Source organism: Sphingobacterium sp. 1.A.4 (assembly GCF_002734245.1).
GTDB lineage: Bacteria > Bacteroidota > Bacteroidia > Sphingobacteriales > Sphingobacteriaceae > Sphingobacterium > Sphingobacterium tenebrionis.
Window position 1 is genome coordinate 1 of sequence record NZ_PEAZ01000036.1, and the last position, 21,936, is coordinate 21,936.

Below are 21,936 nucleotides of genomic sequence, written 5' to 3' on the forward strand. Positions count from 1 at the left end.
CGTAAAGGGAAAGGGGCATATCTGCAAGATGGGGATGGGCCAGGTCAGAAAGGTGCTGTACATGGCGGCAATATCCGCCATCAGGAGCAACACCGCCTGCAGTGAGCTTTATGGGAGGTTGATGGAAAAAGGAAAGCCATACAAGGTCGCAATCATAGCAGTGGTGAACAAACTGATCAAACAGGCATTCGCCATCGCAAAATCTGGAAAGGGCTACATCGCAAAAGCGGCCTAATCAGAATATTATTTGGAGAAAATTTAATTTATTATTTGGATATATACACAGTTCATTGCGAGGTACGAAGCAATCTTTAGCCATGTCATGCTGAGCGAAGTCGAAGCATCTAAATATGGTACCAGTACAGATCCTTCGACGCTGCTCAGGATGACAAAGTCGAAAGATTGCTTCGTCGTACCTCCTCGCAATGACGAGTAAACCATCTCCCCATGACTGACCAGAACAAAAAAAAAAAACAAAACACTAAAAAAATTAAAAAAACAAAAAATGAACAGAACAACAGAAAATAACATCAGATCCATCTACGAAAAATACAAACAAGAGAACCCAAAGGTTCGTATCAGAGATGCTGCAAAAGCATTAAAACTAACCGAGGCAGAATTGGTTTATAGTTCAGAAAACAACCTTTATCTCCTCCCCGATTTCCATAACCTATTAAACGAATTAAAAGAACTCGGTTATGTTATGGCATTAACAAGAAATGAATATGCCGTACATGAAAGAAAAGGCATATACAGCAAAGCGGGGTTCCATGGTACCATCGGATTGGTCGTAAATCCAGATATCGATCTGCGGCTCTTCATGAAAGATTGGAAATTTGTATTTGCTGTCAATGAAAACAATAGAAAAAGTATCCAATTTTTCGATCGGTTTGGAAATGCCATCCATAAAGTATATTTCACTGAAAAAAGTTCTGTAGAGGCTTATGAAAATTTACTGGATAAATTTCAAACCGACCAACCTGATCACCTATCCATTGAAATGCAAATTCCTTTAAAGGAACTTCCATTGGAAACGGAAAAATTTGATTCAAAGGAATTTCATCAGGAATGGAAAGATCTTCAGGATACCCATGATTTTATGGGAATCCTAAAAAAGCATGGATTAAGCCGAATTCAGGCCATGCAAAATGCACCAAGTGGATTTACAATGGAAATTCCAAGATCAAAGATTGAATCTATTTTAAATTTAGTATCTTCATTAAAGACAGAAATAATGGTCTTTGTTGGAAATTCAAGTTGCCTGCAGATCCATACTGGACTTGCGCAAAGGATTGTTCGGACTGGTCCGTGGATAAATATCCTGGATGAAGAATTCAACCTTCATTTAAATGATCAAGCTATTCATAGTCTTTGGATTGTTAAAAAACCAACAAATTTAGGTTTGGTCCACAGTGTGGAGGCTTTTGATGATCAAGGAAACCTGATCATTCAATTCTTTGGCAAAAGAAAACCTAGTATTCCGGAAAGCGAAGACTGGCGGTTATTGGTTCAATCATTAACAGAAACCTTATGAAAATAATTGGCATGTTGATCTTATTCTTGTTGCCCAATGTGGTTGTTCTTGCACAAGAAGTCGAAACCCAGGAATTTGTAGAAGCTGAAATCATCCTCAAAGACAAAAATGGAAAAAACAGCAGTTTGGAGAATCTTGTTCAAGCAGCCGAAGAAAGGCCATTGGTGTTTTTTGGGGAACTTCATGATAATGAACAAGCCCATAAGGTACAACTAAAATTACTCACCCTATTTCACAAAGTTCATCCAACTGTAGTTTTGGGAATGGAGATGTTTGAAACAGATGTTCAACATATAATAGATGAGTATTTTGCCGATTTGATCGGTCAGAAAAGTTTTGAATCAGAAGCAAGGGTCTGGTCCAACTACCAAAACGATTATAAACCTTTAGTGGAATTAGCAAAAGCTAATAAAATAAAATTAATTGCGAGCAATGTTCCTCGGAGATACGCTAATACAGTTTATAAACAAGGGATAACCGTATTGGATAAATTCGATAGCAGGGTTAGATCCTTTATGGCTAAATTACCTTTAAAAGTGGATACTACGTTAACCACCTACCAGGATATGCGTGAAATGCTTCCTGGTCATGATGCTACAAATATGATCTTTTCCCAGGCATTAAAAGATGCTACTATGGCTAAATTTATCCTGAAAAACTATCAGGAAGGACAAGTTTTTCTACATATTAATGGGGCTTATCACAGCAAAATGAAAGAAGGCATCATCAGTTTTTTTCCAAATGACTTTCAGCAAAAAGTGTTAACCATCAATACCGTCAAGCGAGAAGAAGTTACTCCTGAACTATTAGCAACAGCTGATTTTACGTTGATTGTTGATTAATGAATTGATTCTTGACTGAAGAGTAAATAATTAATTGAAGATCAGACTTCAATCACAGCATCATTTACGATGGCAAATACTTTAGCGGAAATTGATTTTTCCATCAAGTACAAGCCTGTAAATTTCCCAAAGGCAGGCATGGTTAAAATTCTATTTTCCAGATGGAAACATGGTAATTTGAAGGACTGCCTGCCTTTGGTTTCAATCAAACATCCAGGATGGATATGTCCAACAATATTATACATATAGGCAGGTAAACCATTAATGGGTTCATGAGATAATATAACCCCTTCTGATAAAATAACTTCTTCTTTAACCTTTAGATTTATTTGAAGGAAATGATGATCAGCAAGAATATCATGATTACCCTTCGTTAGGGTAAAGTCAATTTTATGGAAATAGCTATTAACAAATAATTTGAATTTTTCCCAATCCTCGTTCCAAGACGAATGAAAAAGATCACCTAGAAAAACAACCTCTTTTACCTGTAAATCGTTCAATATTAAGTTTAACCGATCAAATTCTTCTTGAGGATCTGGTGATGGAACGAAGAAACCCGATCTTCTAAAATGGTTGAGTTTACCCAAATGCCAATCGGAGATCACCAACATTTCATAGCTAGGGATATAAAGCCCTTTTTGAGGTAATAGGAAAACCTCTAAACCATTTAAAATAATTTTTTTAGCCATTCAACAACTGCATTTTCACTTTTTCTAAGCGGCTTTTCCAATCCTCATTGGAGTACCGCTCTCTAAAGGATTCCGCAAAAATCGGAAAGGAAAAGGGCGTTAGTTTTTCAGGACGGCTGAATAAGATTTTATGATTTGCTATTCGTTCAAAGGCTTGTTGCATTCTACCTTCTTCCAATTGAAAATCAAAAACTTCATCATATGCTTCCCGCAAAAGTAGGTTGTTTGGTTCATATTCCGAAAAAACTGAAAAGAACAAACCCGCATTCGCCTGGAGGTGTTTACTTTTCATCTGCTTTCCTGGGAACCCCTGGAAGACCAATCCTGCTATTCCAGCAATATCCCTAAATCTACGTTTGGCCATTTCCTGCACATTAATTCCGGAGTTTATATCCTGATGGAGATGCTGGGGCGAGAATAATTTTTGCAGAAATTTATCATCCACCTCATAATCTGTATCCGATAACAACTCAAAACCGTATTCATTACTGGCAATGCTGAATGTGGCCGGTTTGATGTTTCCTAATCGATAGGCAATAACCTGCGCCATTCCTTCATGTACTAATTTTCCATCAAAAGGATAGAAAAAGAAATGGTTGCCGTATTTGGTTTGAATATACTCCACCAATAATTCATCCTCCTTGGGTAGTTTGGATAATCTTTCTTGTTCATCGAACAAAGGCTTTAAGAAGGTTATTTCGGGAGAAACTCCCCTTTTTTTATGAATATTCTTGAAACTATGTCTGATAGCTATCCCCAGATCTGGTGAAATGGCGAACCTTCCTCCCATCCAGGATGGAATGACCCCTTTCTTCTTTTCCGATGCTCTTACTATTGCATCATTGGCAATGATCTGGACCAATTCTAATTGTCTTCCCGAGAACCAAAAAACATCACCAATATTTAATTTCGCAATAAACGATTCTTCGATAGATCCTAAGTATTTGCCTGAAAGGAACTTTACCCGCATCATGAGATCGGATACAATAGCGCCGATGGATAACCTATGCCGCATAGCGATCCTTCTATTGGTAACTTTATATAATCCATCTACAAGTTCCAATCGATGAAAATCATCATAAGCTGTTAAGCTGGTTCCTCCATGGATCAACAGCGCCATACATTGGTCAAATTCCTCCTGACTGATACTGGAAAAGCAATGTGTCTGGGCGACTTCTTGAAGAATATCTTCCGCTTGAAAACCATCTCCAACAGCCAAGGTCATGAGGTATTGGATCAATACATCAAAGGATCGGATATAAGGGATTCTACTCTCTACGATATGATTCGAAACAGCATATTTTAAGGAATCACCTTCAATGATCTCCAGCGAATTGGTGGGGACATAATAGATAACTGAAGTGGCATCTGGTCGGTGTCCAGAACGCCCGGCACGCTGAAGAAATCGGGCTATTCCTTTGGGGGATCCCACTTGAACAACACAATCAACAGGTCTGAAATCTACCCCTAAATCTAAACTACTTGTACAAACAACGGCCTTTAATCTTCCTTCATGTAAAGCCACCTCTACCCAAAATCGCACCTCATCACTTAATGAACCATGATGGATGGCGATCAATCCTGCAAATTCTGGATAATGGGTAATGATCTGTTGATACCAGATTTCTGCTTGGGATCTGGTATTGGTAAAAATAAGGGTGGTTTGGTAGTTGTTTATGATATCGACTACTTTATCCAACAGTTTGATCCCTAAATGTCCAGCCCAAGGAAATTTCTCCAAATTATCTGGGAACACAGTTTCAATTGCTATTTGCTTATTGATGTTTGCTTTAATGAGTGTGCCTTTGTTATGTTCACCCAATAAAATATCCTTTGCTTCCTGAAGGTTTCCAATGGTGGCCGAGATTCCCCAAATCTTTAGTTTGGGGTTTATGGATTTAATCCGGCTGATGGCCAATTCCATGAGCACACCTCGTTTAGATCCCAATAATTCATGCCATTCATCTACGATAATGAATTCCAGGTTTTTGAAATAGTCTTGCCCGCCTTTGGTCGCTAGGATCAAATGCACACTTTCGGGTGTAGTGATCAATGCTTGAGGGGGATTTTTTCGTTGTTTCTGTCGTACTGCTGTGGTGGTATCTCCTGTTCTTAGTTCAATTTCATAGTCGAGATCTAAATCTTGGGAAACTTGGGAGGTAGCTTTATGAATTTCTTTGGATAATGCGCGCAAAGGCGTAATCCATAGTGTATGTAATTGTTTTTTCTTGAGTTTGTTAAGTTGATGTTGTTGATCGTAATAGGACTTTAACACCCCAAACCAGATAGCAAAAGTTTTTCCATATCCTGTTGGTGCATTTAATATCCCCGATTGGCCTTTGGAAATGGCTTTCCAACAGGATTTTTGGAAATCATGTGCTGTCCAACCTTGGTTATAAAACCATACTTCCGCCAATTCGTTCTGCATATTCTTAATTTGATAAAATAGATAACAATCTATGAAGATTTTTGTTAAGTATAAAAGAGTTTAAACAATTGATATAAATAAAACTTATAAATCAGTTTAATATTATGGCAAATAAAACCGTTGGAATTTTTGTTGGAAGTCTGAGAAAAGATTCCTTTAATAAGAAAATAGCAAATTATTTAGTGAGTATAACGCCTGAAGGTTATACTTTTAAGATTATAGAAATTGGACAATTGGCCTTTTATAATCAGGATTTTGATGATGAAGGTACTGCTCCTGAGAATTATGCGACATTTCGTGAGGAGGTTAAGGCTTTGGATACTGTATTGTTTGTAACGCCGGAATATAATAGATCAGTTCCAGCTGTTTTGAAGAATGCTATTGATGTGGCATCGCGGCCATATGGGAAATCTGTTTGGGATAAAAAGCCTGGTGCGGTTATTAGTTCATCGATAGGTGGTATTGGTGGTTTCGGTGCCAATCATCACTTGAGGCAGTCTTTGGTTTTTGTGAATGTTCCTACCATGGCGCAGCCGGAAATGTATTGTGGGAATGTAGCGGATAGTTTTGATAAGGAGGGGAAACTGACAAACAAGGAAACTGAAAAGTTTTTTAAAGGATTTTTGGAGGCTTATGTAAAATGGGTGGAGACTTTTGTGAAGTAAGGAATTATTTTTTCCGTCATTGCGAGGAGGTACGACGAAGCAATCTTTCCGCTTGTCATGCTGAGCGAAGTCGAAGCATCTACATTTGGTACCCGAACAGATCCTTCGACGCTGCTCAGGATGACATAGTCCAAAGATTGCTTCGTTCCTCGCAATGACGTTACTCTCGTACTGACCTATGTTTTACAATGACGTATTCGTAAATATTTATGCTTTACAATGAAGTCCTGGTTTTAAACAAACCTTACCTCTCCAAAAAATTCTGGTAAATGAAAATTTGGTGTCGGATTATCTATCAAATTCCAAGAAATAAAATGAGGATTTGGTAATTCATCACCACATTTATAGAAATTTGCAAATGCTACTGTACCTTTCAATTCTCCAAGTTTAAGTCCAATTAACTCTACAGGAATTACCAAAATCTCTTGCCAGGTTTTCACTGTATTCAAGGTACGAATATTACTATAAGTATCTACTTTTAAGATTTCTTCCGAAGACAAACGATTTCGTTTAGCCTTTACAGCTGGACCATAACCGATCAAGCCAGTTCCCAAAACATTGAATTCAAAATTGTAATAATTTTTTTTTTCATCCAATGAAATGAAGAACTCCACACAACTATCCTCCCACACATTCTCATTCGGCCTAATAAATTGTCCTTTTATAAATTCCTCTTCAACATCATAATGGAGGATAATATGCGATTTAGAATAAGCGATCTGAAACCTCACTTTCGGTATATACGGATAATCTTCCTTCCAGGAAGCCTCTGATATACCTTGCCAACTGATTTCATTCAATGCTTGCGCAATACTATGATAATCTTGTTGGATGTGGGTTAAATCAATTTCGCTTACTTCTAAATGCTTCATCTTATTTGCTCAAAAGGTTTTCTGCTAAAATCTCGGTTAATTTTGCATGATTTGCTTCCAATTCCTGCACTAATTTCAATTGTGCTTTTGTTCTAACTAAGTTATGTTCATCGTACGCAATTTTATAATACGTATCGCCATCAATATAATCGGTCAAGAATCTTACAGCTTGCATGTAAGGTAGCAAATGTACCGCATAAATTAAAGAATCAACTTCATCATCTGTTAGGAAATCTTTAGCTTCCGACAAATAACCTGATGTGAAAGATTGAAATAAAGGGATGTTCAGAACCACTTTGTCCAAGTCAGCCTCGTCCTCTGCAGCTGAATTGATGATCGTACGGATAGCATCGCCAAAGTCATATGCCACATAACCCGGCATTACCGTATCCAAGTCAATAACACATTGCACATTATCGTCCTTATCCAATAGAACATTATTGAATTTCGTATCATTATGCGTTATTCGAACAGGTAATCTATTCGCACGACCCATTTCTAAAATGGTACGCATTTTATCTTCTCGTTCGAAAATATAATCCAATAGATCTTGAACTTTTTCAACCCTTTTAACCGGATCTTTTGCAATGGCATTACGTAGGTTCGTCAGCCTGAATTCGATATTATGAAAGTTAGGAAGTATTTCTACAATTTTTTTAGGGTCAAGGTCACTTAACTGTTTTTGGAATTGGCCAAATGCCATTCCACCCGAATATGCCTGAGAAGTAGTTTCCAAAATGTCATAGCTCCTTGTTTCTGGTATCAATAAGAAAACCCGCCAATAGTCTCCCGCTTCATCCTTTACATATTTTTTTCCATCCCTAGTTTGCACCAAAGTCATTGTTCTCTTCAACACTTCATCTTCGCCAAGATGTGCCAATTTTGCTTTAAGGTGATTACATACAGCTTCTATATTATTCATCAAACCATCCACATTGGTAAAAATATGATGATTTATACGCTGTAATAGGTATAGGTTATTATTAGCTGCGTCGGTGGTTATTTTAAATGTATCGTTGATATGGCCTGAACCAAACGGAACAGCGGAAATCACTTCCCCGTTAAGTTCAAATTTTTGTGCCGATAAAATGCTCTTTTCAGTTTCTTTGGTTGACATTACTTCACTTTTCATTCATAATTCTATGTAAGTAAACGCAATATCATCATAAGGACCCAATTAATAAAATATTTTTTTCAATCAAACGGTTGCATGATTTTTTACCTAGATTTTTCGTAATTTGGGCTTATATATCGTTCAACCCCCTATATGGTCACGGAAATTATTATTATACTTGTCTTAATTGTATTAAACGGAATTTTATCAGCTTCAGAGATTGCTATCGTCTCCAGTCGAAGAGCCCGCCTAGCTGCTCAAAGTGAAAAAAATAATGGTGCTCGTGCAGCATTGCAACTTAAAGAGAATCCCAACAACTTTCTTTCTACCGTACAGATTGGAATTACCCTTATCGGAATATTAACGGGTTTTTTCTCGGGTGGTACTATTTCAACCTTTATTGCTGATCAATTGAATCAGATTCCAGCATTATCCGCATATTCCAACCAAATATCGGTTATTTTAGTGGTTCTGATCATCACCTATTTGTCCCTTGTCATTGGAGAGTTGGTACCTAAGCGCATAGGAATGGCAATTCCGGAGAAATATGCTTCCTTTATTGCGGTACCTATGTCTATTCTAAGTACCATAGTTAAACCTTTTGTATGGTTACTAAGTGTATCTACTGATTTTATTGTCAAATTATTCAATATCAAATCTGGAAGCAATACGGTTACTGAAGAAGAAATCAAAGCTTTGGTAGATGAAGGCGTTGATAGTGGTGTAATTGAAGGTATCGAACATGACATGGTGGACCGGGTACTTAGCTTAGGCGACAAAAAAGCCATAAATCTTATGGTTCATCGAAGTAAAATAACTTATTTGGATATACAAAGGTCTTTTGAAGAGAATAAAGCCTTTATTTTGGCTGATGAACATACCGAATATCCTGTTTGTAACGGGAATTTTGACCATGTGATCGGATTGGTTCATGTAAAAACTTTGTTTAAGGAATATTTGAGTGGAAGAGAGCCTGATCTTACGAAGATATTGCACCCTATCCCATTTGTAAACGAGAATACGTATGCATATAATGTCTTGCAAACACTGAAAACTTCTAAAGTTTTACAGGCCGCAGTTGTGGATGAATACGGTAGTCCGCAGGGTATCATCACCATGACGGATATTGTAGCTTCCTTAGTAGGTGGTTTTGATTCTCCTGAAAATGAAGAAAAGAAAACGATCAGAAAACGGGAAGATGGCTCGTTTGTCATTGATGGTTCTTATCAATTAAATGATTTTATTGAATTATTCAACCTTGACCTTTCGGAAGACGATGAGGATGAGATAGGTAATTTAACTACAGTAGCTGGCCTAGTGTTTTTATTGTTGGATCACATTCCAGAAGAAGGCGAGAAAGTGGTTTATAAGAACCTTGAATTTGAAGTATTGGATATGGATGGTCACCGGATTGATAAATTGATTTTAAAGGCATTGAATCCTCCTCAGGATGAAACTTATAACATAGACTAATAATTCTATATTAATTATTACAATTTCATACGCTAAAAATAATTCTTCAAGGCTAAGGAAATAATACCAATTATTTTCTTAGCCTTGACTTATTTGGTTCATTATGGATCTGTATTTTAAGTGAGGTTTAAGTATCCTATAAGTGTGTTTTAGCACTTACACCTCACTTACACCTTACTTACATCTCACTTGCAACATGAAGACAAAATATGTCTTGTCTGTCTTGTCCTTATATAGCTATACAGATATTGGATTAACTCAGAATTGGTTATTCAGGCTATAAGATGATTAATTTGTGCTGAAAGAATTGATTAATTTAATCAGTTCACTTTTTTGCTGTAGTCCACTTTGGCGCCAAACTTGATTTCCATTTTTATAAAGGATTAAAGTAGGCACGCCTTGAACCTGGAATTTTGCAGCTACAGCTTGGTTTTTGTCCACATCAATTTTGATTATACTTAATTTATCTCCCAGTTCTGCTTTAACTTCTTGGAGGATGGGTGCCAACATCTGACAAGGGCCACACCATGCTGCTGAGAAATCAACTAAAACCAATGCGTTACGTTGTAATATTTCGTTGAACGATGCCATTATTATTTATTTAAAAAGAATACTTTATTTAATTTAAGGGAAGACATAACTCTTCCAATTCTTCAATATCGCCATTGAACATATTAAGATCAACAGGTCCTTTTATTCCATTAACAGTTCCCTTTTCGGAGAACTGCCATATATTCCAATGTTTTTTAGGTTTTTCAACCCAAAAATTATAATTGGCAATCCAAAGGGTATAGTCAGCAAATTCCTTTTCTAAAAAATCTGCAAAATATTTATCTCCCGAATAAAGAACAGGTTTAACCTGGAAATGTTTTTCGACCTCTATCAACCAACGTTTTAGTCCTACCTTTAAACTATCCATGGATTGATTTCTAGGCATTTCTTCTATATCTAAAACTGGTGGAAGATCACCGGGTTCCAACTTTACAGTTCGAATAAAATTATTGGCCTGTTTAATGGAGTTTTCATTCGGTCTAAAATAATGGTATGCTCCTCGGAGTTTGTTCTTATCTTTAATGGATTTCCAATTGGATTTAAATTTGGAGTCCTTTGCCTTTTCGCCCATCGTCGCACGTACAAAAATAAAATCAATCGGAAACTCATCGTTAATTGTTAATACTTGATCCCAGAAAATAGTTCCCTGATATTGCGATACATCAATGCCGTAGATTTTATCATCATGCCTCCGCATTAATTCTATATTCCTGACATCAAATTTTCCATTATCTTCTTGGCTTATCTTTTCCTTTTCGAACCATTTTACCCATAAATAGGCAATTCCAGCCCGGTGTTGAATACCAAAAATCAATAAGACAAAAACTGCAGGCAGAACAATACTCCAAATCAGTAATTTACGCTGATCTTGTTTATCTGGGGTTATTTTTTTCTTGACTGTTTTGCGGGTTTTTGTCATATTGCGTGAAATTAGGCTATTTCTGAATAACCTCAAAGAAAAATATAAATGATCATATACAATCCCAAAGACTGGTTAAGTACCACTATTTACCTTCATACTTTTCGAATCTTCAAAAGACTCCTTCCCTATTTGATTGCATCAGCAGTTATCTCAGCAGCATTGGCTTATTGGGAATTATCTTATGTGGATGCAGAAGATCGAAATATGTTGAAGAACGTCAGTATTGTTCATAGTTTATTGGGTTTTGTCTTGTCGCTACTCTTGGTGTTTAGAACGAATACAGCTTATGATAGATGGTGGGAGGCCAGAAAGCAATGGGGATCTCTTACCAATACCAGTAGGATTCTGGCCATAAAAATGAATGCTTTTTTGTCTCCTGATGATAAAGTGAATAGAAGTTTTTATAGGAAATCAATCGCTTTATTTGCTGAAACGCTTTCCTCTTATTTAAAATCGGATTATACCAAGTTTATGCTGGATGAAAAGTTAAATCCGGAGTTGAATACATTGGATGATAAAAAACATGGACCTAACCAGGTTGCGGCATTGATTTACAAGAAAACTAATATTTTATATAAAGAAGGTAAAATTACTGGGGACCAATTGATTACGCTAAACAAAGAATTAACGGCATTAACCGAAGTTACCGGAGCCTGTGAAAGAATTAAGAATACACCTATCCCATTGGGCTATAGCTCATTCATAAAAACGTTTATAATCTTGTATACAGCGACTTTACCAATTGGTTATGTATTTTCTTTAGGCTATTTTGTGATTGCGGCGGTACCATTTATTTTTTATGTATTGGCTGCTTTGGAAATGATTGGGGAGTCAATTGAAGAACCGTTTGGAGCTGATGCTGATGACCTGCCAATTGAAAAAATGGCTTCAAATATTAAAAAGCATTGTAATGAGATTCTAGTAGCTTAACTAAATCAATATCTTAAACAAAAAAGCGAATCATTTCTGATTCGCTTTTTTAATGATTCATTATTTAAATCTATCGTTTCTTAAAGATATTAAAAATTGATTTTTTCTTTTTATGGTTTCCATAACCGTAACCATATCCATAACCATATCCACCATAACCATAACCATAGCTTCCATAGCCGTAACGGGTATCATTAAATTTAACACCATTTAAAAGGATAGCCATATTGGTTAAATCTCCAGATTCATAGATTTTTTGAACTTCTGGTAATTGACGTTTATCCATCTTACCAGCACGTACAACAAATAAAGTCACATCGGTTATTCTATTAACAATCTTAGCATCTGCTACAATTCCTAATGGAACATTATCGACTATGATATAATCATAACGATTCTTTAACTCTGCAAATAAATTGTCTAATCGTTCTGATAATAAAAGCTCAACTGGGTTAGGCGCTATTACTCCAATTGGAATGATATCAAGTCCGTCTGCAATTCTATCTTTATAGATAATATCATCGATTTGCGTATTGTTATCGGCAAGATAATGTGTAATTCCTACTGGCATGGGAACTTTGGTTTTATGACTTAATGTTCCTTTTCTTAAATCCAAATCAACTAAAACCACACGTTTTTTTAGAAAGGTAAAACTTACGCCTAAATTAATGACAGAGAATGTTTTACCGGCTCCTACATTGAAGGAGGTGAAAGTCAAGACTTTCTGTTCTTTATCTCCAGATGACATAAAGCCCAAATTTGTTCGGAATATCCGGAAGGCCTCTGTTACTTCATCAGTTCCTTGCTCTTTAACAACTACTTCCTGTTTTGCAGATTGCATATCTGTAGAGAATGGAATTTCTCCAGCAAATGGAATGGAAACTTCAGATTCAATATCCCGCTTGTTTCGAATCTTCGTATTGAATAATAGAATCAATAATAAAACGATTGCTGGAATGGCTAATCCTATTCCTATACCAATAGCAAGCTTCTTTAGTTTATTTGGATAAATTGGCCAATCACTTCCTGAAGCAGAGTCAATAATACGGATATTATCATCCGTCATTGCTTGGTTAATGGCATTTTCTTCTCGTTTATTCAATAAGAAAATATACAGTTCTTCTTTAACTTTTTGTTGGCGCTCCACAGAGAGCATCATCCGCTGTTTTGTTGGTAAGGCTTGGGCTTTTCTGATGGCTGCATTTTCCTCCTGTTGAAGGTTTCTGATTTTAATATTAAAACCCGTAATTACATTGTCTACAGCTCTAACGATGTTTTCGCGCATAGCCACTAAGGCATTGTCCATATCTTGGACAATAGGGTTGTTCGAGTTTTCCCCTGCTTGCAATCGGTTCCTTTTTAAAAGGACACTATTATATTCAGAAATAATTGATTCAATATTACCATCAACTAACCCAGTATTGCTAGGAATAAGATCTCTTGCACGTGCAGGATCATTTAATCGTTGACGCATGATCTCCACCAATTTTTTCTGCGTTTCTATATCCTTACTGGTCGATTGGTATCCACGAGATTCAGACCAGAATTGTTCGCCCGCAGCTTTTACATCCAAGCCTTGATTCTGGATCTTCATTCCTTCAATATCGGATTCGACAGAACTTAATTCCTCTTCAATAATCGCTATCCTATCCCTAATAAAATCAGCCGTATTATGAGCTATCGTATTTTTATCCTCGATAGTCATCACATTATAGACTTTTATTAATTTAGTGATCATATCGGCAGCTCGCAATGGATTGCTATCTTCCATAGTAACCTGCAAAAGCTCCACATCTTCCATTTGTCTAATTTGTAATTTCCCCAAGAAATAACCAACCATGGCATCTACAGGAGATTTAGTAATGGTAATCTGGTCATCAGAAGACTTACGGTAATTCAAATTGGGATTAAATTGAATTATCATTTTTCCAACCGGAGTATTTACCAATTGGTTTAAAGGTACAATAATTGATTTTGCCTCTTTATTAGAAGAAAAATCTGATAACTCCACTTTATTAGCATCTTTACGACGTAAATTGAAAGAAAAACCTGCATTTTGGTTGATGCCTTCAAATTCTACTAAATAGGGTGATGTGCGATATAATTCTAATGTACGCAGTCCCGATTTAACTGAATAGCTAATATCTGTATTTAGTGAATCAATGGTATTTCGCATTAATTCTTTTGAACGTAATTGTAAAATCTCACTGTTTACATTGACTGCATTATAAAAGTTATTAGGTCGTGCAATCCGTGTAGCAACCATGGTATTACTAGCTGTCTTAATCATAACAGTTTCAGACTGGCTATATAAATAAGGAGTCTTACTATATTGATAATAATAATATCCTCCAAAAATCAATACAGATAATAAGAACCATTTCCAGTTGGCTAATAAATAGCGGAAAAGATCTAATATATTGATTGACTTTTCTTGTTGTTTTTGCATATATGTGTTACTTATTTTAGACATAGTTTTATTTTTTGAATACAGCTAACATAGTAAACACCAGGGTAGTTAATCCTGTAAACATACCAATATATCTCCAGGTCATATCCTCTCTAGGTGTAGTAACAGCTGTTCTAGGTTTCACATATACAATATCATTCTGTTTTAAATGGAAAGTGGGAGATTCAAAGAGAGCTACCTTTTCGATATCATTCAAATACATTTTCCGTGTTCCATTTTCCTCACGGATGACAGCAACTTCATTTGTCATCGCGTTATTGGTTAATCCACCACTACGTGTAATCGCTTCCAATAAATTGATTTGACCGTCTGGTACATTTAGAATTCCAATACCCCCTACTTCACCCATCATAATGATTTTCAAATTGGTCAATTCAACTTTAACTGTAGCATCATTTAAAATTTTATCACCTTCTAATCTACTTTTGATAAGGTTCTTTATCTCATCAATAGATTTTCCTTCTACATTTAGGGTTCCTAAAATTGGAAATTCAATATTTCCATTCTGATCCACTAGGTAACCTCTATCTGAGCCTACTGCATTTGATAAAATAGCTCCCTTTTCATCCACAGTATATAACCCTGATTCATTATTAAATGGAGCGGCTAATTCCGGATTTTTTGAGCCAACTTGTATACTTAAGCGGTCATTGGCTTGAATTTTCAATGGTGGAATTTTTTCCATTTCATATTGAAGGTTTGGAGACATATCTTCCACGAATACGACCTTTTTGGATACCAAACAAGAGTTTAAAAATAAGAGCGTAAAAACGCTAATTCCGAAAATGATTTTTTTCATGATGGATTTTTTATGTGGATAAGTTAGTGTATGACAAAGATGCAGCTTCAGCGTTAGGTAAACAAACTAAATTTGCTATTGGTATAATTTGAACAATTTGAATTAAAATATCGGTCATGGATGAAAACAGGTCGGCATTCCATCGAATGGCTGAACAGCTTGGTAAAACGGATATCAATTTATCGGTATTTTCCATAAAGGTTAGTGTGTTTTGAGGTCCTTGCTTTAATCTCACAAAACCTGCCAATTTCCTTTTTTCGTTACGATAACAGGCTGTTTTTCCGCTCCAAGGCGTACCAAAAATAAAAACTTCGCCATTTATCAAACGAATTGCTGGATTATCATCATTTAACAATGAAAATCCAGGAATGTTTTCTAACCAAAGTCTACTGTGTGTACTCTTTCCAGTACCACTTTTTCCTAAAAACGCGAATGCATTTAGCCCATTTTCAACCACAGAAGCATGGATTAAAATGGTATTTTCAGATAAAGAGGCTTGAGCAAATATTACCATTAAAAACCAGGTTAAAACATTCTCTTTATATTTGTTGAAACTTGCTGCTTTAATCCGAACCTTTTTAAAATCTTTACTACTTAGCATGGACCATTCAAATTGACCATCCTCACTTTTTAGAATCGTTAAATACTGGTCTCCATATTCATAAAATTTGAATCTATCCTGCCAGAAATTGGAAATATCAGAAAGTAATTTAGCCTCTTTCAGATCATAGGATAATTCATTAAACGAAACCTCAACTCTACTAATAATTGGAATTTCTTCAGAAAATTTGGATTTAAAATCTGTAAAAGAAGGTAATATAACATCCAAATTGAAGGTTTGAGGAACTTGAAGTTCTAATCCAAGACCTGCAACTGCATAATAAACCGTTTTGTGCATAGTTTCCAATTTTGAATGCATGATTAGTTCATTTGAATTACTTTTTTACATCTTAAAGCCACTTTCTCATCATGAGTAACAAAAATCATGATCTTTTCTTTTGCGTATTTCATCAAATTATCAAGCAGTCGATTAGATGTTTCTTCGTCCAATGCAGATGTTGCTTCATCAAAAAGCCAAATGTCGCAATCTCTTAAAATGGCTCTAGCGATAGCGATTCGTTGTGCCTGTCCTTCGGATAAGCCATAGCTTTGTTCGCCAATTTTGGTATGTAGTCCTTCAGGAAGCTGAAAAACAAAATCAGCGCAAGCGAGATTTAATGCATTGATCATTTGCTCTTCGGTTATGGATTTATTGATAATCCTTAAATTATCATAAATGCTACCTGAAAATAAGGTATTACCTTGAGGTACATAGGAAAAGTTCAATTTATGCGAACTGTTCAAGTCCTTTACATCCCCAGTTTTATCTTCCAATATAATTCTTCCTTTAACAGGCTTTATCAAGTTTAATAATAGTCTTATTAATGTTGTTTTGCCTTTACCACTTGCTCCTACAATAGCAACCGGCTCCCCAGCTTTCATATCCACATTAAGTTTATGTATCACATCCTGATGCTCGTAAGCAAAGGTTACATTTTCAAACCGTATAGAATTAATTCCTTCTGCAAAATGGTTATTGGAAGTTTCAACTTGTTCAATAAGATCAATTTCCATTAATCGATCTGCTGAAGTACGAAATCGGATGAAAGCAGGAAAAAACGTAATCAATGATAAAATAGGTGATTGAATGCGCCCAACCAATTGTAAAAACGCAGTCATAGTTCCAAAAGTAATTTCATTTTGGTGCAATCGATAAATTCCCCAGATAAAGGCAGTTAGGTAACCTACATTAATGGCTACTTTCATCATGGTTTGGGTAAATAGATTGAAATTCAATTGTTTCAGTTTTAAACCTAATGAATTTTGCTGTGCAGATTCCATGATGAAATGGCGAGCTGCAAATATACTTAGGGACTGGATTAAACCTCTGTTCCTTAAATTTTCCTGCATAATATTTCCAACCTCACTCTCCGATTGTTTAACATTATAGTTTAATTGGCGAAGTCGTTTAAAATATATTTTGGAAAATAAAAACAAGGGAGAAATAGCTATAATCATGATGGCTAGCATAGGATCAATTACCCATAAGAAAATGAAAGTAGCTATCAATTTTAAGGTAGTTACAATAAAGTTAACTCCAGCATGACTGATCATCTGAACAACTTCATTACAATCGTTTGTAATTCGAACCATCACATCACCAGTAAACCATTGTTTTAGTACCTGCCAAACTGCATTCAATTGTTTAGCAACAATTTGGTTCTGGATCCTTAAGGTAAATTTCAATTGGGTTTTCTGGTTTATATAAGTCGCGATCAATTTAGCAACTATACCTGCAAAAACGCTTCCTACCACTAAAAATATATGTAATCTTAAATCCCCTGGTATTACATTTAATGCAATGTCTACCGACTTTTTCGAATAATATACAAAGAGCAATGAAAAGACAATACTGGTTAATTCTAGTAAAAAATAAACAAATATCTGCGCATGGAAACCTTTTGCAAAGTTCCACGCCCAATTGATCTGTCTTTTAATGGAATAATTCATTCTTTATGTCCAATTAATCTATCACGTGTTTTAAAAATTGGAAACCAAAAGGCTTCTGCAGGAGCATATTTTTTAGCATTCAAAAGATGAGGTACTACCCGTTCCAGAGCATTGTTTCGTTGTCTATTTTCTTTCAAATTATCCGAGTGTTGAACATATCGCGTATCATGGAATCCAAAATTACCTGCTACCAACACATCATTTAATAACCATTTGGCATCTTGCTCAGGGTGATTCTCAAATGGAAGGAAATTTTTGGATAAACCTAAATATTGAATAAGCAGGTTATTAACCATATACATCCAATCCAATATTCCTAATTTTTTATAATGTGCCTGAAGCTTTAATTTATCAATTTCGCTTATTGATTTTTTATATAACCTTGCCACATCACAGAATTGCCGTAAGCCAATTCCAAAACCCAAATAATGTTTTAAAATATGGGAATTGGTCTGAATATGTGCCAATGTCCAGGATATACCATTAATGGTCTTTTCCTGAATTTTTAATTTCCTATAAAATCCCTTTTCAGCATTTATCAATTTTTTGATATAACGCTGTTTAAATGGATTTAAGATATCCATCATTTTGGTATGGTGCTCCACTTCACATGATTTCCATAGGTAGATTGAACTGTTCAATGCACCGGTATTTACTTGGATGTTTTTTGATCTTATTAAAGCATTAGCCCGTTTAAAATCTTTAATAGAATCAAAATATAGATCAATATCTCCACTGCTTCTCAATAAAGGTTTTTCATAAAGACTCGCTAAACTTAACCCTTTCAGCAAGGTAAAAGGAATGTCCTCTTCTTTAAAGATATCATCAATTTGAACCAATATTTCGGCCATCAATTTATTTTGTCTTTCAATTTGGTCTACCCTCACAGTCCATCGAAGTTGAAAGATTTTATGTGGTAAAAAAGCTGGAGGTAATTTCAACATTCCTTCATAAACAATTCCTTCCACCGTTTGTGCCATGGAGATGCTGTACAGGTTTTTCCATTCCTCCTTATCTAAAGGAAAGATGGAAAGATCTTCAATTGGACTATCCCAAAGTCCAGATCTTAATAAAGTGAGAAATGCCTGTTGTACCTTATTTAACATTAATCTTCTGCCAACAAATTATTCTTTTTAAAAATGGCAATTAAATTTTCAGCATCAGCTTCAACCGTTTTGTGATCATTATCAGAGAGTTCGTATTCTTCCATCAACAATTTAACCACATCATCAACAGTGAAATCTGTATTCTTAAGCGAATTCCACAGCCAAGCTGCAGTTTCATTCAAGGTATACACCTTAGAGAAATCCATCATGCCCTGATCAGGTTCTATAATCACATAATCCTCCCCTACCTGCCTTACTTCTAAGTCCTTACGTAACCTCATGTATATCTAAATATAATTCTACTTCTACTTAATCTTAAATATTTTATAAGCAAAAATCCTAAATGGTCGAGCTAGAAACCAAAACATCGCAGCTATTTTAGAAGATGCAGTTTGTAAATTGATTTGTTTTCCATTTCTAATCACTACTTCAACCGATGCAAACACTTCCTCTTTAAATATTTGCTCTATTTGAGCTAAATTACCATCTCCAGCCATCCATATTAAATTATTTTTAATACGGATAATCCTATGCATGACATAACCAGATTTTGTATCTGCTAAAACAATGTGCCCAATTTTTAAATCCCTTTCCTGAATAGGCTTAAGAATTATCCTTTCACCTGGTTTAAGAAATGGTCGCATACTTCCTCCTACTACTGTAATCTGAACTGGTTTGCCCTCTTTTAATAAAGGCTTGACCTGTTCAAAAAAGAGCTCATTCTTAATACGGAGGACGCTAGGATCATTGTTTTCGTATGAATTATGCATAGTAGAAAGGCAAAATTAATAATTAATTAAAATAAGGAATATGCTTCTCGAATGTAAACGGCTAAAAATTATTATTTGTAGCTAATTTATGATTTCAGAGGCAATTTTAAAGACTTTTATAGATGGTAATAGTCTTATCAATCATTTTATCTAAAGTAAAATTTTGTTGAAAGCGTTCTGATGCGCCTTTACTCAATCGGTCGTAAAATTCTTTATTTTCGCCTAACCTTAATATAGCATTCCTAAAATCATCAACATTTTCTATTGGAACTGTTAATCCAGAAACCTCATGTTCATTAACCCAGCTAACACCAGAACCAGGAATTCTAGTGGAGATAACAGGCTTACCTAAAGACATGGCTTCGATCTGTACGATAGCAAATGCTTCCGTTTTAATAGTCGAACTTAAACAAAAAATATCACAAGCTTTAAAATAGTTGGGTACATCTTCGTCTGCTATAAATCCTAAAAAAGTAATTTTATCTTGTAGATTTAAAGCTTTGACTTGATTCTCTAGCTCTTCTTTTAATGGCCCGATTCCACCAATGAGTAAATGGTAAGAATCATCCAAACCCTTCATAGCTTCTATTAAGAAAGGATATCCCTTATATTCGACCAGACGACCAAGAGCAAATAAAATTTTTTTACCTGCAAATCTTCCTCTTATCAAGTTTGCTTTTGTAGAATCGGTTAACAAAGGTTCGACTCCAATAGGGATATGAGCAATTTTTTCTTGAACTTTAGTTAAGAACTGAGACTCTTTTACATAAATTGGACTCGTTCCTACTATCAAATCTGCTCTTTTGATCAACCAATCCTGAAGCGGTTTATACAGCTTCAGCAAGGTTTTTTGTTTGAGGATGTCACTATGCCAGTGCAATACTACTTTTCCTTTAAAACCTGCCAAAAACAGGCTTAAAGTTGCCATAGGATCTGGATGATGGATATGAATGACATCATATTGGTTAGCTATACTTCTAAGCTTGCTAATCATCTTTGGTGCCAACATGGTAGCAGCAACTTTAATTTGCGTGGAGACAACGAATAACTTGGCATATTGATTTATAACTATATCTGTTTCCGGAAAATTTTCAGTGGAAGCACATAACATGTCACAGTGAATTTCCCTTTCGGATAGTCCTAACATGAGATCATACATGACTTTCTCCACTCCGCCACGAATGGGATAAAACTTTCCTACTTGTAATATCTTCATTTTTTGAGCGTATAAATGTAATTAAAAAGCTTATGAAATAAGGTTGCCAGAAAAATTGTTGATAATATAGAAGCTCCTAAATAAAGCCAATTATTCTGTATAAAAATATGGTTACCTCGGAGTATAAAGTATAGAACTCCGTGGATAAGGTAAGTTTCATAAGAAATCTTCCCCAAGAAATTAAATATGCTACCCTTTGGTAATCCAGAATAACTTAAAAGAATGACGACTGCTAATACTATAAAAACATATGAGAAGATATATAAAAATTCGATTTTAAAAAACGCGAAAATAAAGGCCAACCCTAAAGAGATTGGGACAAATAAAATATTACCAAATTTTGTTCTGCTCCATCCGATTAATCGTGATTCTTGGGCTTGAAATAACATACCGAAAGGAAATGCAAGGTTAGACACCCACCAAGCACGATCGAATCCTTTTTGATAAAGGAGAGCTGAAATAATCAATGAAATGGAAAACATACTGATTATTTTAATAATCAAGGACCATTTTGTGCTGAAAACCACAAAAAATACTAGATAAAAAATCAAAATAATATATGCAAACCAAGAATAAGGTAAGGGGGTTAATCCGATCCAAAGATTTTGGAATATTTCTAGATTGAATATTCCTTTATCAAGAAATTGAGTGAATAAAAAAAAGAGGGTGATGACCAATAATGGTAAAACAATTTTCCATAATCTCTTGCCTAAAAAACCTTGAAGATAAGATTGTTCTTTTTTTCGGTAAGAAGCCATTAATCCATATCCCGAAATAAAAAAGAATAGGGCTACTTTGGTTCCTGCCCATTTTGTGATAGTCAAAAACAAAGGCATTTCAGCATGGAAATTGAGATGGCTCAGGACAATCAATATACTTAATATTCCTTTGAAACTGTTGGATTGTTCAATGGTGAATGGTACATATTTCTTTTTCCACAATGAAATGGATAATAGATATAATATTCCAATAATTGCTATGAAAGAAATAGAATTCATTTAATT

At 35.3% G+C, this 21,936-nt stretch carries 20 protein-coding genes and 1 pseudogene; 6 read left to right on the top strand and 15 right to left on the bottom strand.

Features of this window, described 5'->3' with window-relative positions; all coding sequences use genetic code 11:
• The 3 genes and pseudogenes from CRJ00_RS03735 to CRJ00_RS03745 form a co-directional block, all read left to right on the top strand.
• Positions 1 to 235: pseudogene (locus CRJ00_RS03735) on the top strand (IS110 family transposase); the annotation flags it as partial.
• A gap of 270 nt (positions 236 to 505) precedes the next feature.
• On the top strand, positions 506 to 1,534 hold the full coding sequence (locus CRJ00_RS03740; protein WP_099365544.1) for a hemin-degrading factor: 1,029 nt from the start codon (positions 506 to 508) through the stop codon (positions 1,532 to 1,534).
• Positions 1,531 to 2,376 carry a ChaN family lipoprotein gene (locus tag CRJ00_RS03745; protein ID WP_099365545.1) on the top strand — a complete coding sequence of 282 codons (846 nt, stop codon included), beginning with the start codon at positions 1,531 to 1,533 and terminating at the stop codon, positions 2,374 to 2,376. Before CRJ00_RS03740 ends, CRJ00_RS03745 begins: the two co-directional genes overlap by 4 nt.
• A gap of 41 nt (positions 2,377 to 2,417) precedes the next feature.
• Here the strand turns inward: CRJ00_RS03745 and pdeM are convergent, their stop codons facing one another.
• Entirely contained in the window at positions 2,418 to 3,065 is a 648-nt protein-coding gene (pdeM, locus tag CRJ00_RS03750) for a ligase-associated DNA damage response endonuclease PdeM (protein ID WP_099365546.1), read from the bottom strand.
• Positions 3,058 to 5,493 (bottom strand): ligase-associated DNA damage response DEXH box helicase, encoded by a 2,436-nt coding sequence (locus tag CRJ00_RS03755; protein WP_099365547.1) that lies wholly within the window; start codon positions 5,491 to 5,493, stop codon positions 3,058 to 3,060. Before CRJ00_RS03755 ends, pdeM begins: the two co-directional genes overlap by 8 nt.
• 104 nt (positions 5,494 to 5,597) lie before the next feature.
• Here CRJ00_RS03755 and CRJ00_RS03760 point away from each other — a divergent pair, with 104 nt between their 5' ends.
• A complete protein-coding gene (locus CRJ00_RS03760) occupies positions 5,598 to 6,158 on the top strand; it encodes an NADPH-dependent FMN reductase (RefSeq protein ID WP_099365548.1) in 561 nt (186 codons plus the stop codon).
• A gap of 233 nt (positions 6,159 to 6,391) precedes the next feature.
• Here CRJ00_RS03760 and CRJ00_RS03765 read toward each other — a convergent pair whose 3' ends face one another.
• Positions 6,392 to 7,030: a carbohydrate-binding family 9-like protein gene (locus CRJ00_RS03765; RefSeq protein WP_099365549.1), complete on the bottom strand. Its 639-nt coding sequence runs from the start codon at positions 7,028 to 7,030 to the stop codon at positions 6,392 to 6,394.
• A 1-nt stretch (position 7,031) separates the two neighbouring features.
• The gene (locus CRJ00_RS03770) at positions 7,032 to 8,162 is read right to left on the bottom strand and encodes a phosphotransferase enzyme family protein (protein WP_099365550.1); all 1,131 of its coding nucleotides are present in this window, start codon (positions 8,160 to 8,162) and stop codon (positions 7,032 to 7,034) included.
• A 135-nt stretch (positions 8,163 to 8,297) separates the two neighbouring features.
• Between CRJ00_RS03770 and CRJ00_RS03775 the strand changes: the two genes are divergently transcribed.
• Positions 8,298 to 9,617, top strand: a complete 1,320-nt coding sequence (locus CRJ00_RS03775; protein ID WP_099365551.1) for a hemolysin family protein — start codon at positions 8,298 to 8,300, stop codon at positions 9,615 to 9,617.
• A 288-nt stretch (positions 9,618 to 9,905) separates the two neighbouring features.
• Here the strand turns inward: CRJ00_RS03775 and trxA are convergent, their stop codons facing one another.
• Positions 9,906 to 10,208, bottom strand: a complete 303-nt coding sequence (trxA, locus tag CRJ00_RS03780) for a thioredoxin (RefSeq protein WP_099365552.1) — start codon at positions 10,206 to 10,208, stop codon at positions 9,906 to 9,908.
• Between the two features lie 28 nt (positions 10,209 to 10,236).
• On the bottom strand, positions 10,237 to 11,088 hold the full coding sequence (locus CRJ00_RS03785) for a glycoside hydrolase family 25 protein (RefSeq protein ID WP_099365553.1): 852 nt from the start codon (positions 11,086 to 11,088) through the stop codon (positions 10,237 to 10,239).
• Positions 11,089 to 11,136: 48 nt separating this feature from the next.
• Between CRJ00_RS03785 and CRJ00_RS03790 the strand changes: the two genes are divergently transcribed.
• Positions 11,137 to 12,021, top strand: a complete 885-nt coding sequence (locus tag CRJ00_RS03790; protein WP_099365554.1) for a bestrophin family protein — start codon at positions 11,137 to 11,139, stop codon at positions 12,019 to 12,021.
• A 70-nt stretch (positions 12,022 to 12,091) separates the two neighbouring features.
• On the opposite strand, the gene CRJ00_RS03795 is transcribed toward CRJ00_RS03790, so the two are convergent.
• From CRJ00_RS03795 to CRJ00_RS03835, 9 genes are all read right to left on the bottom strand, one after another.
• Positions 12,092 to 14,494 carry a GumC family protein gene (locus CRJ00_RS03795; RefSeq protein ID WP_099365555.1) on the bottom strand — a complete coding sequence of 801 codons (2,403 nt, stop codon included), beginning with the start codon at positions 14,492 to 14,494 and terminating at the stop codon, positions 12,092 to 12,094.
• Between the two features lie 4 nt (positions 14,495 to 14,498).
• Entirely contained in the window at positions 14,499 to 15,290 is a 792-nt protein-coding gene (locus tag CRJ00_RS03800) for a polysaccharide biosynthesis/export family protein (RefSeq protein ID WP_099365556.1), read from the bottom strand.
• Between the two features lie 10 nt (positions 15,291 to 15,300).
• Complete coding sequence (locus tag CRJ00_RS03805; RefSeq protein ID WP_099365557.1) at positions 15,301 to 16,209, bottom strand: hypothetical protein; 909 nt, start codon at positions 16,207 to 16,209, stop codon at positions 15,301 to 15,303.
• 2 nt (positions 16,210 to 16,211) lie between these two features.
• The gene (locus CRJ00_RS03810) at positions 16,212 to 17,840 is read right to left on the bottom strand and encodes an ABC transporter ATP-binding protein (RefSeq protein WP_099365558.1); all 1,629 of its coding nucleotides are present in this window, start codon (positions 17,838 to 17,840) and stop codon (positions 16,212 to 16,214) included.
• Positions 17,837 to 18,946, bottom strand: a complete 1,110-nt coding sequence (locus CRJ00_RS03815) for a nucleotidyltransferase domain-containing protein (protein WP_099365559.1) — start codon at positions 18,944 to 18,946, stop codon at positions 17,837 to 17,839. Before CRJ00_RS03815 ends, CRJ00_RS03810 begins: the two co-directional genes overlap by 4 nt.
• Complete coding sequence (locus tag CRJ00_RS03820) at positions 18,946 to 19,227, bottom strand: PqqD family protein (protein WP_099365560.1); 282 nt, start codon at positions 19,225 to 19,227, stop codon at positions 18,946 to 18,948. The genes CRJ00_RS03815 and CRJ00_RS03820 overlap by 1 nt, the downstream gene beginning before the upstream one ends.
• Positions 19,228 to 19,251: 24 nt before the next feature.
• Positions 19,252 to 19,716: a S24/S26 family peptidase gene (locus CRJ00_RS03825; RefSeq protein WP_099365561.1), complete on the bottom strand. Its 465-nt coding sequence runs from the start codon at positions 19,714 to 19,716 to the stop codon at positions 19,252 to 19,254.
• A gap of 106 nt (positions 19,717 to 19,822) precedes the next feature.
• Positions 19,823 to 20,932 carry a glycosyltransferase gene (locus tag CRJ00_RS03830; RefSeq protein WP_099365562.1) on the bottom strand — a complete coding sequence of 370 codons (1,110 nt, stop codon included), beginning with the start codon at positions 20,930 to 20,932 and terminating at the stop codon, positions 19,823 to 19,825.
• The gene (locus CRJ00_RS03835; RefSeq protein ID WP_099365563.1) at positions 20,929 to 21,930 is read right to left on the bottom strand and encodes an acyltransferase family protein; all 1,002 of its coding nucleotides are present in this window, start codon (positions 21,928 to 21,930) and stop codon (positions 20,929 to 20,931) included. The genes CRJ00_RS03830 and CRJ00_RS03835 overlap by 4 nt, the downstream gene beginning before the upstream one ends.
• Between the last annotated feature and the right edge of the window lie 6 nt (positions 21,931 to 21,936).

Excerpts from the sequence above, each read along its gene's own strand:
- CRJ00_RS03740 (WP_099365544.1), top strand. The coding sequence starts at position 506 with ATGAACAGAACAACAGAAAATAACATCAGATCCATCTACGAAAAATAC.
- CRJ00_RS03745 (WP_099365545.1), top strand. The coding sequence starts at position 1,531 with ATGAAAATAATTGGCATGTTGATCTTATTCTTGTTGCCCAATGTGGTT.
- pdeM (WP_099365546.1), bottom strand. The coding sequence starts at position 3,065 with ATGGCTAAAAAAATTATTTTAAATGGTTTAGAGGTTTTCCTATTACCT.
- CRJ00_RS03755 (WP_099365547.1), bottom strand. The coding sequence starts at position 5,493 with ATGCAGAACGAATTGGCGGAAGTATGGTTTTATAACCAAGGTTGGACA.
- CRJ00_RS03760 (WP_099365548.1), top strand. The coding sequence starts at position 5,598 with ATGGCAAATAAAACCGTTGGAATTTTTGTTGGAAGTCTGAGAAAAGAT.
- CRJ00_RS03765 (WP_099365549.1), bottom strand. The coding sequence starts at position 7,030 with ATGAAGCATTTAGAAGTAAGCGAAATTGATTTAACCCACATCCAACAA.
- CRJ00_RS03770 (WP_099365550.1), bottom strand. The coding sequence starts at position 8,162 with ATGAAAAGTGAAGTAATGTCAACCAAAGAAACTGAAAAGAGCATTTTA.
- CRJ00_RS03775 (WP_099365551.1), top strand. The coding sequence starts at position 8,298 with ATGGTCACGGAAATTATTATTATACTTGTCTTAATTGTATTAAACGGA.
- trxA (WP_099365552.1), bottom strand. The coding sequence starts at position 10,208 with ATGGCATCGTTCAACGAAATATTACAACGTAACGCATTGGTTTTAGTT.
- CRJ00_RS03785 (WP_099365553.1), bottom strand. The coding sequence starts at position 11,088 with ATGACAAAAACCCGCAAAACAGTCAAGAAAAAAATAACCCCAGATAAA.
- CRJ00_RS03790 (WP_099365554.1), top strand. The coding sequence starts at position 11,137 with ATGATCATATACAATCCCAAAGACTGGTTAAGTACCACTATTTACCTT.
- CRJ00_RS03795 (WP_099365555.1), bottom strand. The coding sequence starts at position 14,494 with ATGTCTAAAATAAGTAACACATATATGCAAAAACAACAAGAAAAGTCA.
- CRJ00_RS03800 (WP_099365556.1), bottom strand. The coding sequence starts at position 15,290 with ATGAAAAAAATCATTTTCGGAATTAGCGTTTTTACGCTCTTATTTTTA.
- CRJ00_RS03805 (WP_099365557.1), bottom strand. The coding sequence starts at position 16,209 with ATGCATTCAAAATTGGAAACTATGCACAAAACGGTTTATTATGCAGTT.
- CRJ00_RS03810 (WP_099365558.1), bottom strand. The coding sequence starts at position 17,840 with ATGAATTATTCCATTAAAAGACAGATCAATTGGGCGTGGAACTTTGCA.
- CRJ00_RS03815 (WP_099365559.1), bottom strand. The coding sequence starts at position 18,946 with ATGTTAAATAAGGTACAACAGGCATTTCTCACTTTATTAAGATCTGGA.
- CRJ00_RS03820 (WP_099365560.1), bottom strand. The coding sequence starts at position 19,227 with ATGAGGTTACGTAAGGACTTAGAAGTAAGGCAGGTAGGGGAGGATTAT.
- CRJ00_RS03825 (WP_099365561.1), bottom strand. The coding sequence starts at position 19,716 with ATGCATAATTCATACGAAAACAATGATCCTAGCGTCCTCCGTATTAAG.
- CRJ00_RS03830 (WP_099365562.1), bottom strand. The coding sequence starts at position 20,932 with ATGAAGATATTACAAGTAGGAAAGTTTTATCCCATTCGTGGCGGAGTG.
- CRJ00_RS03835 (WP_099365563.1), bottom strand. The coding sequence starts at position 21,930 with ATGAATTCTATTTCTTTCATAGCAATTATTGGAATATTATATCTATTA.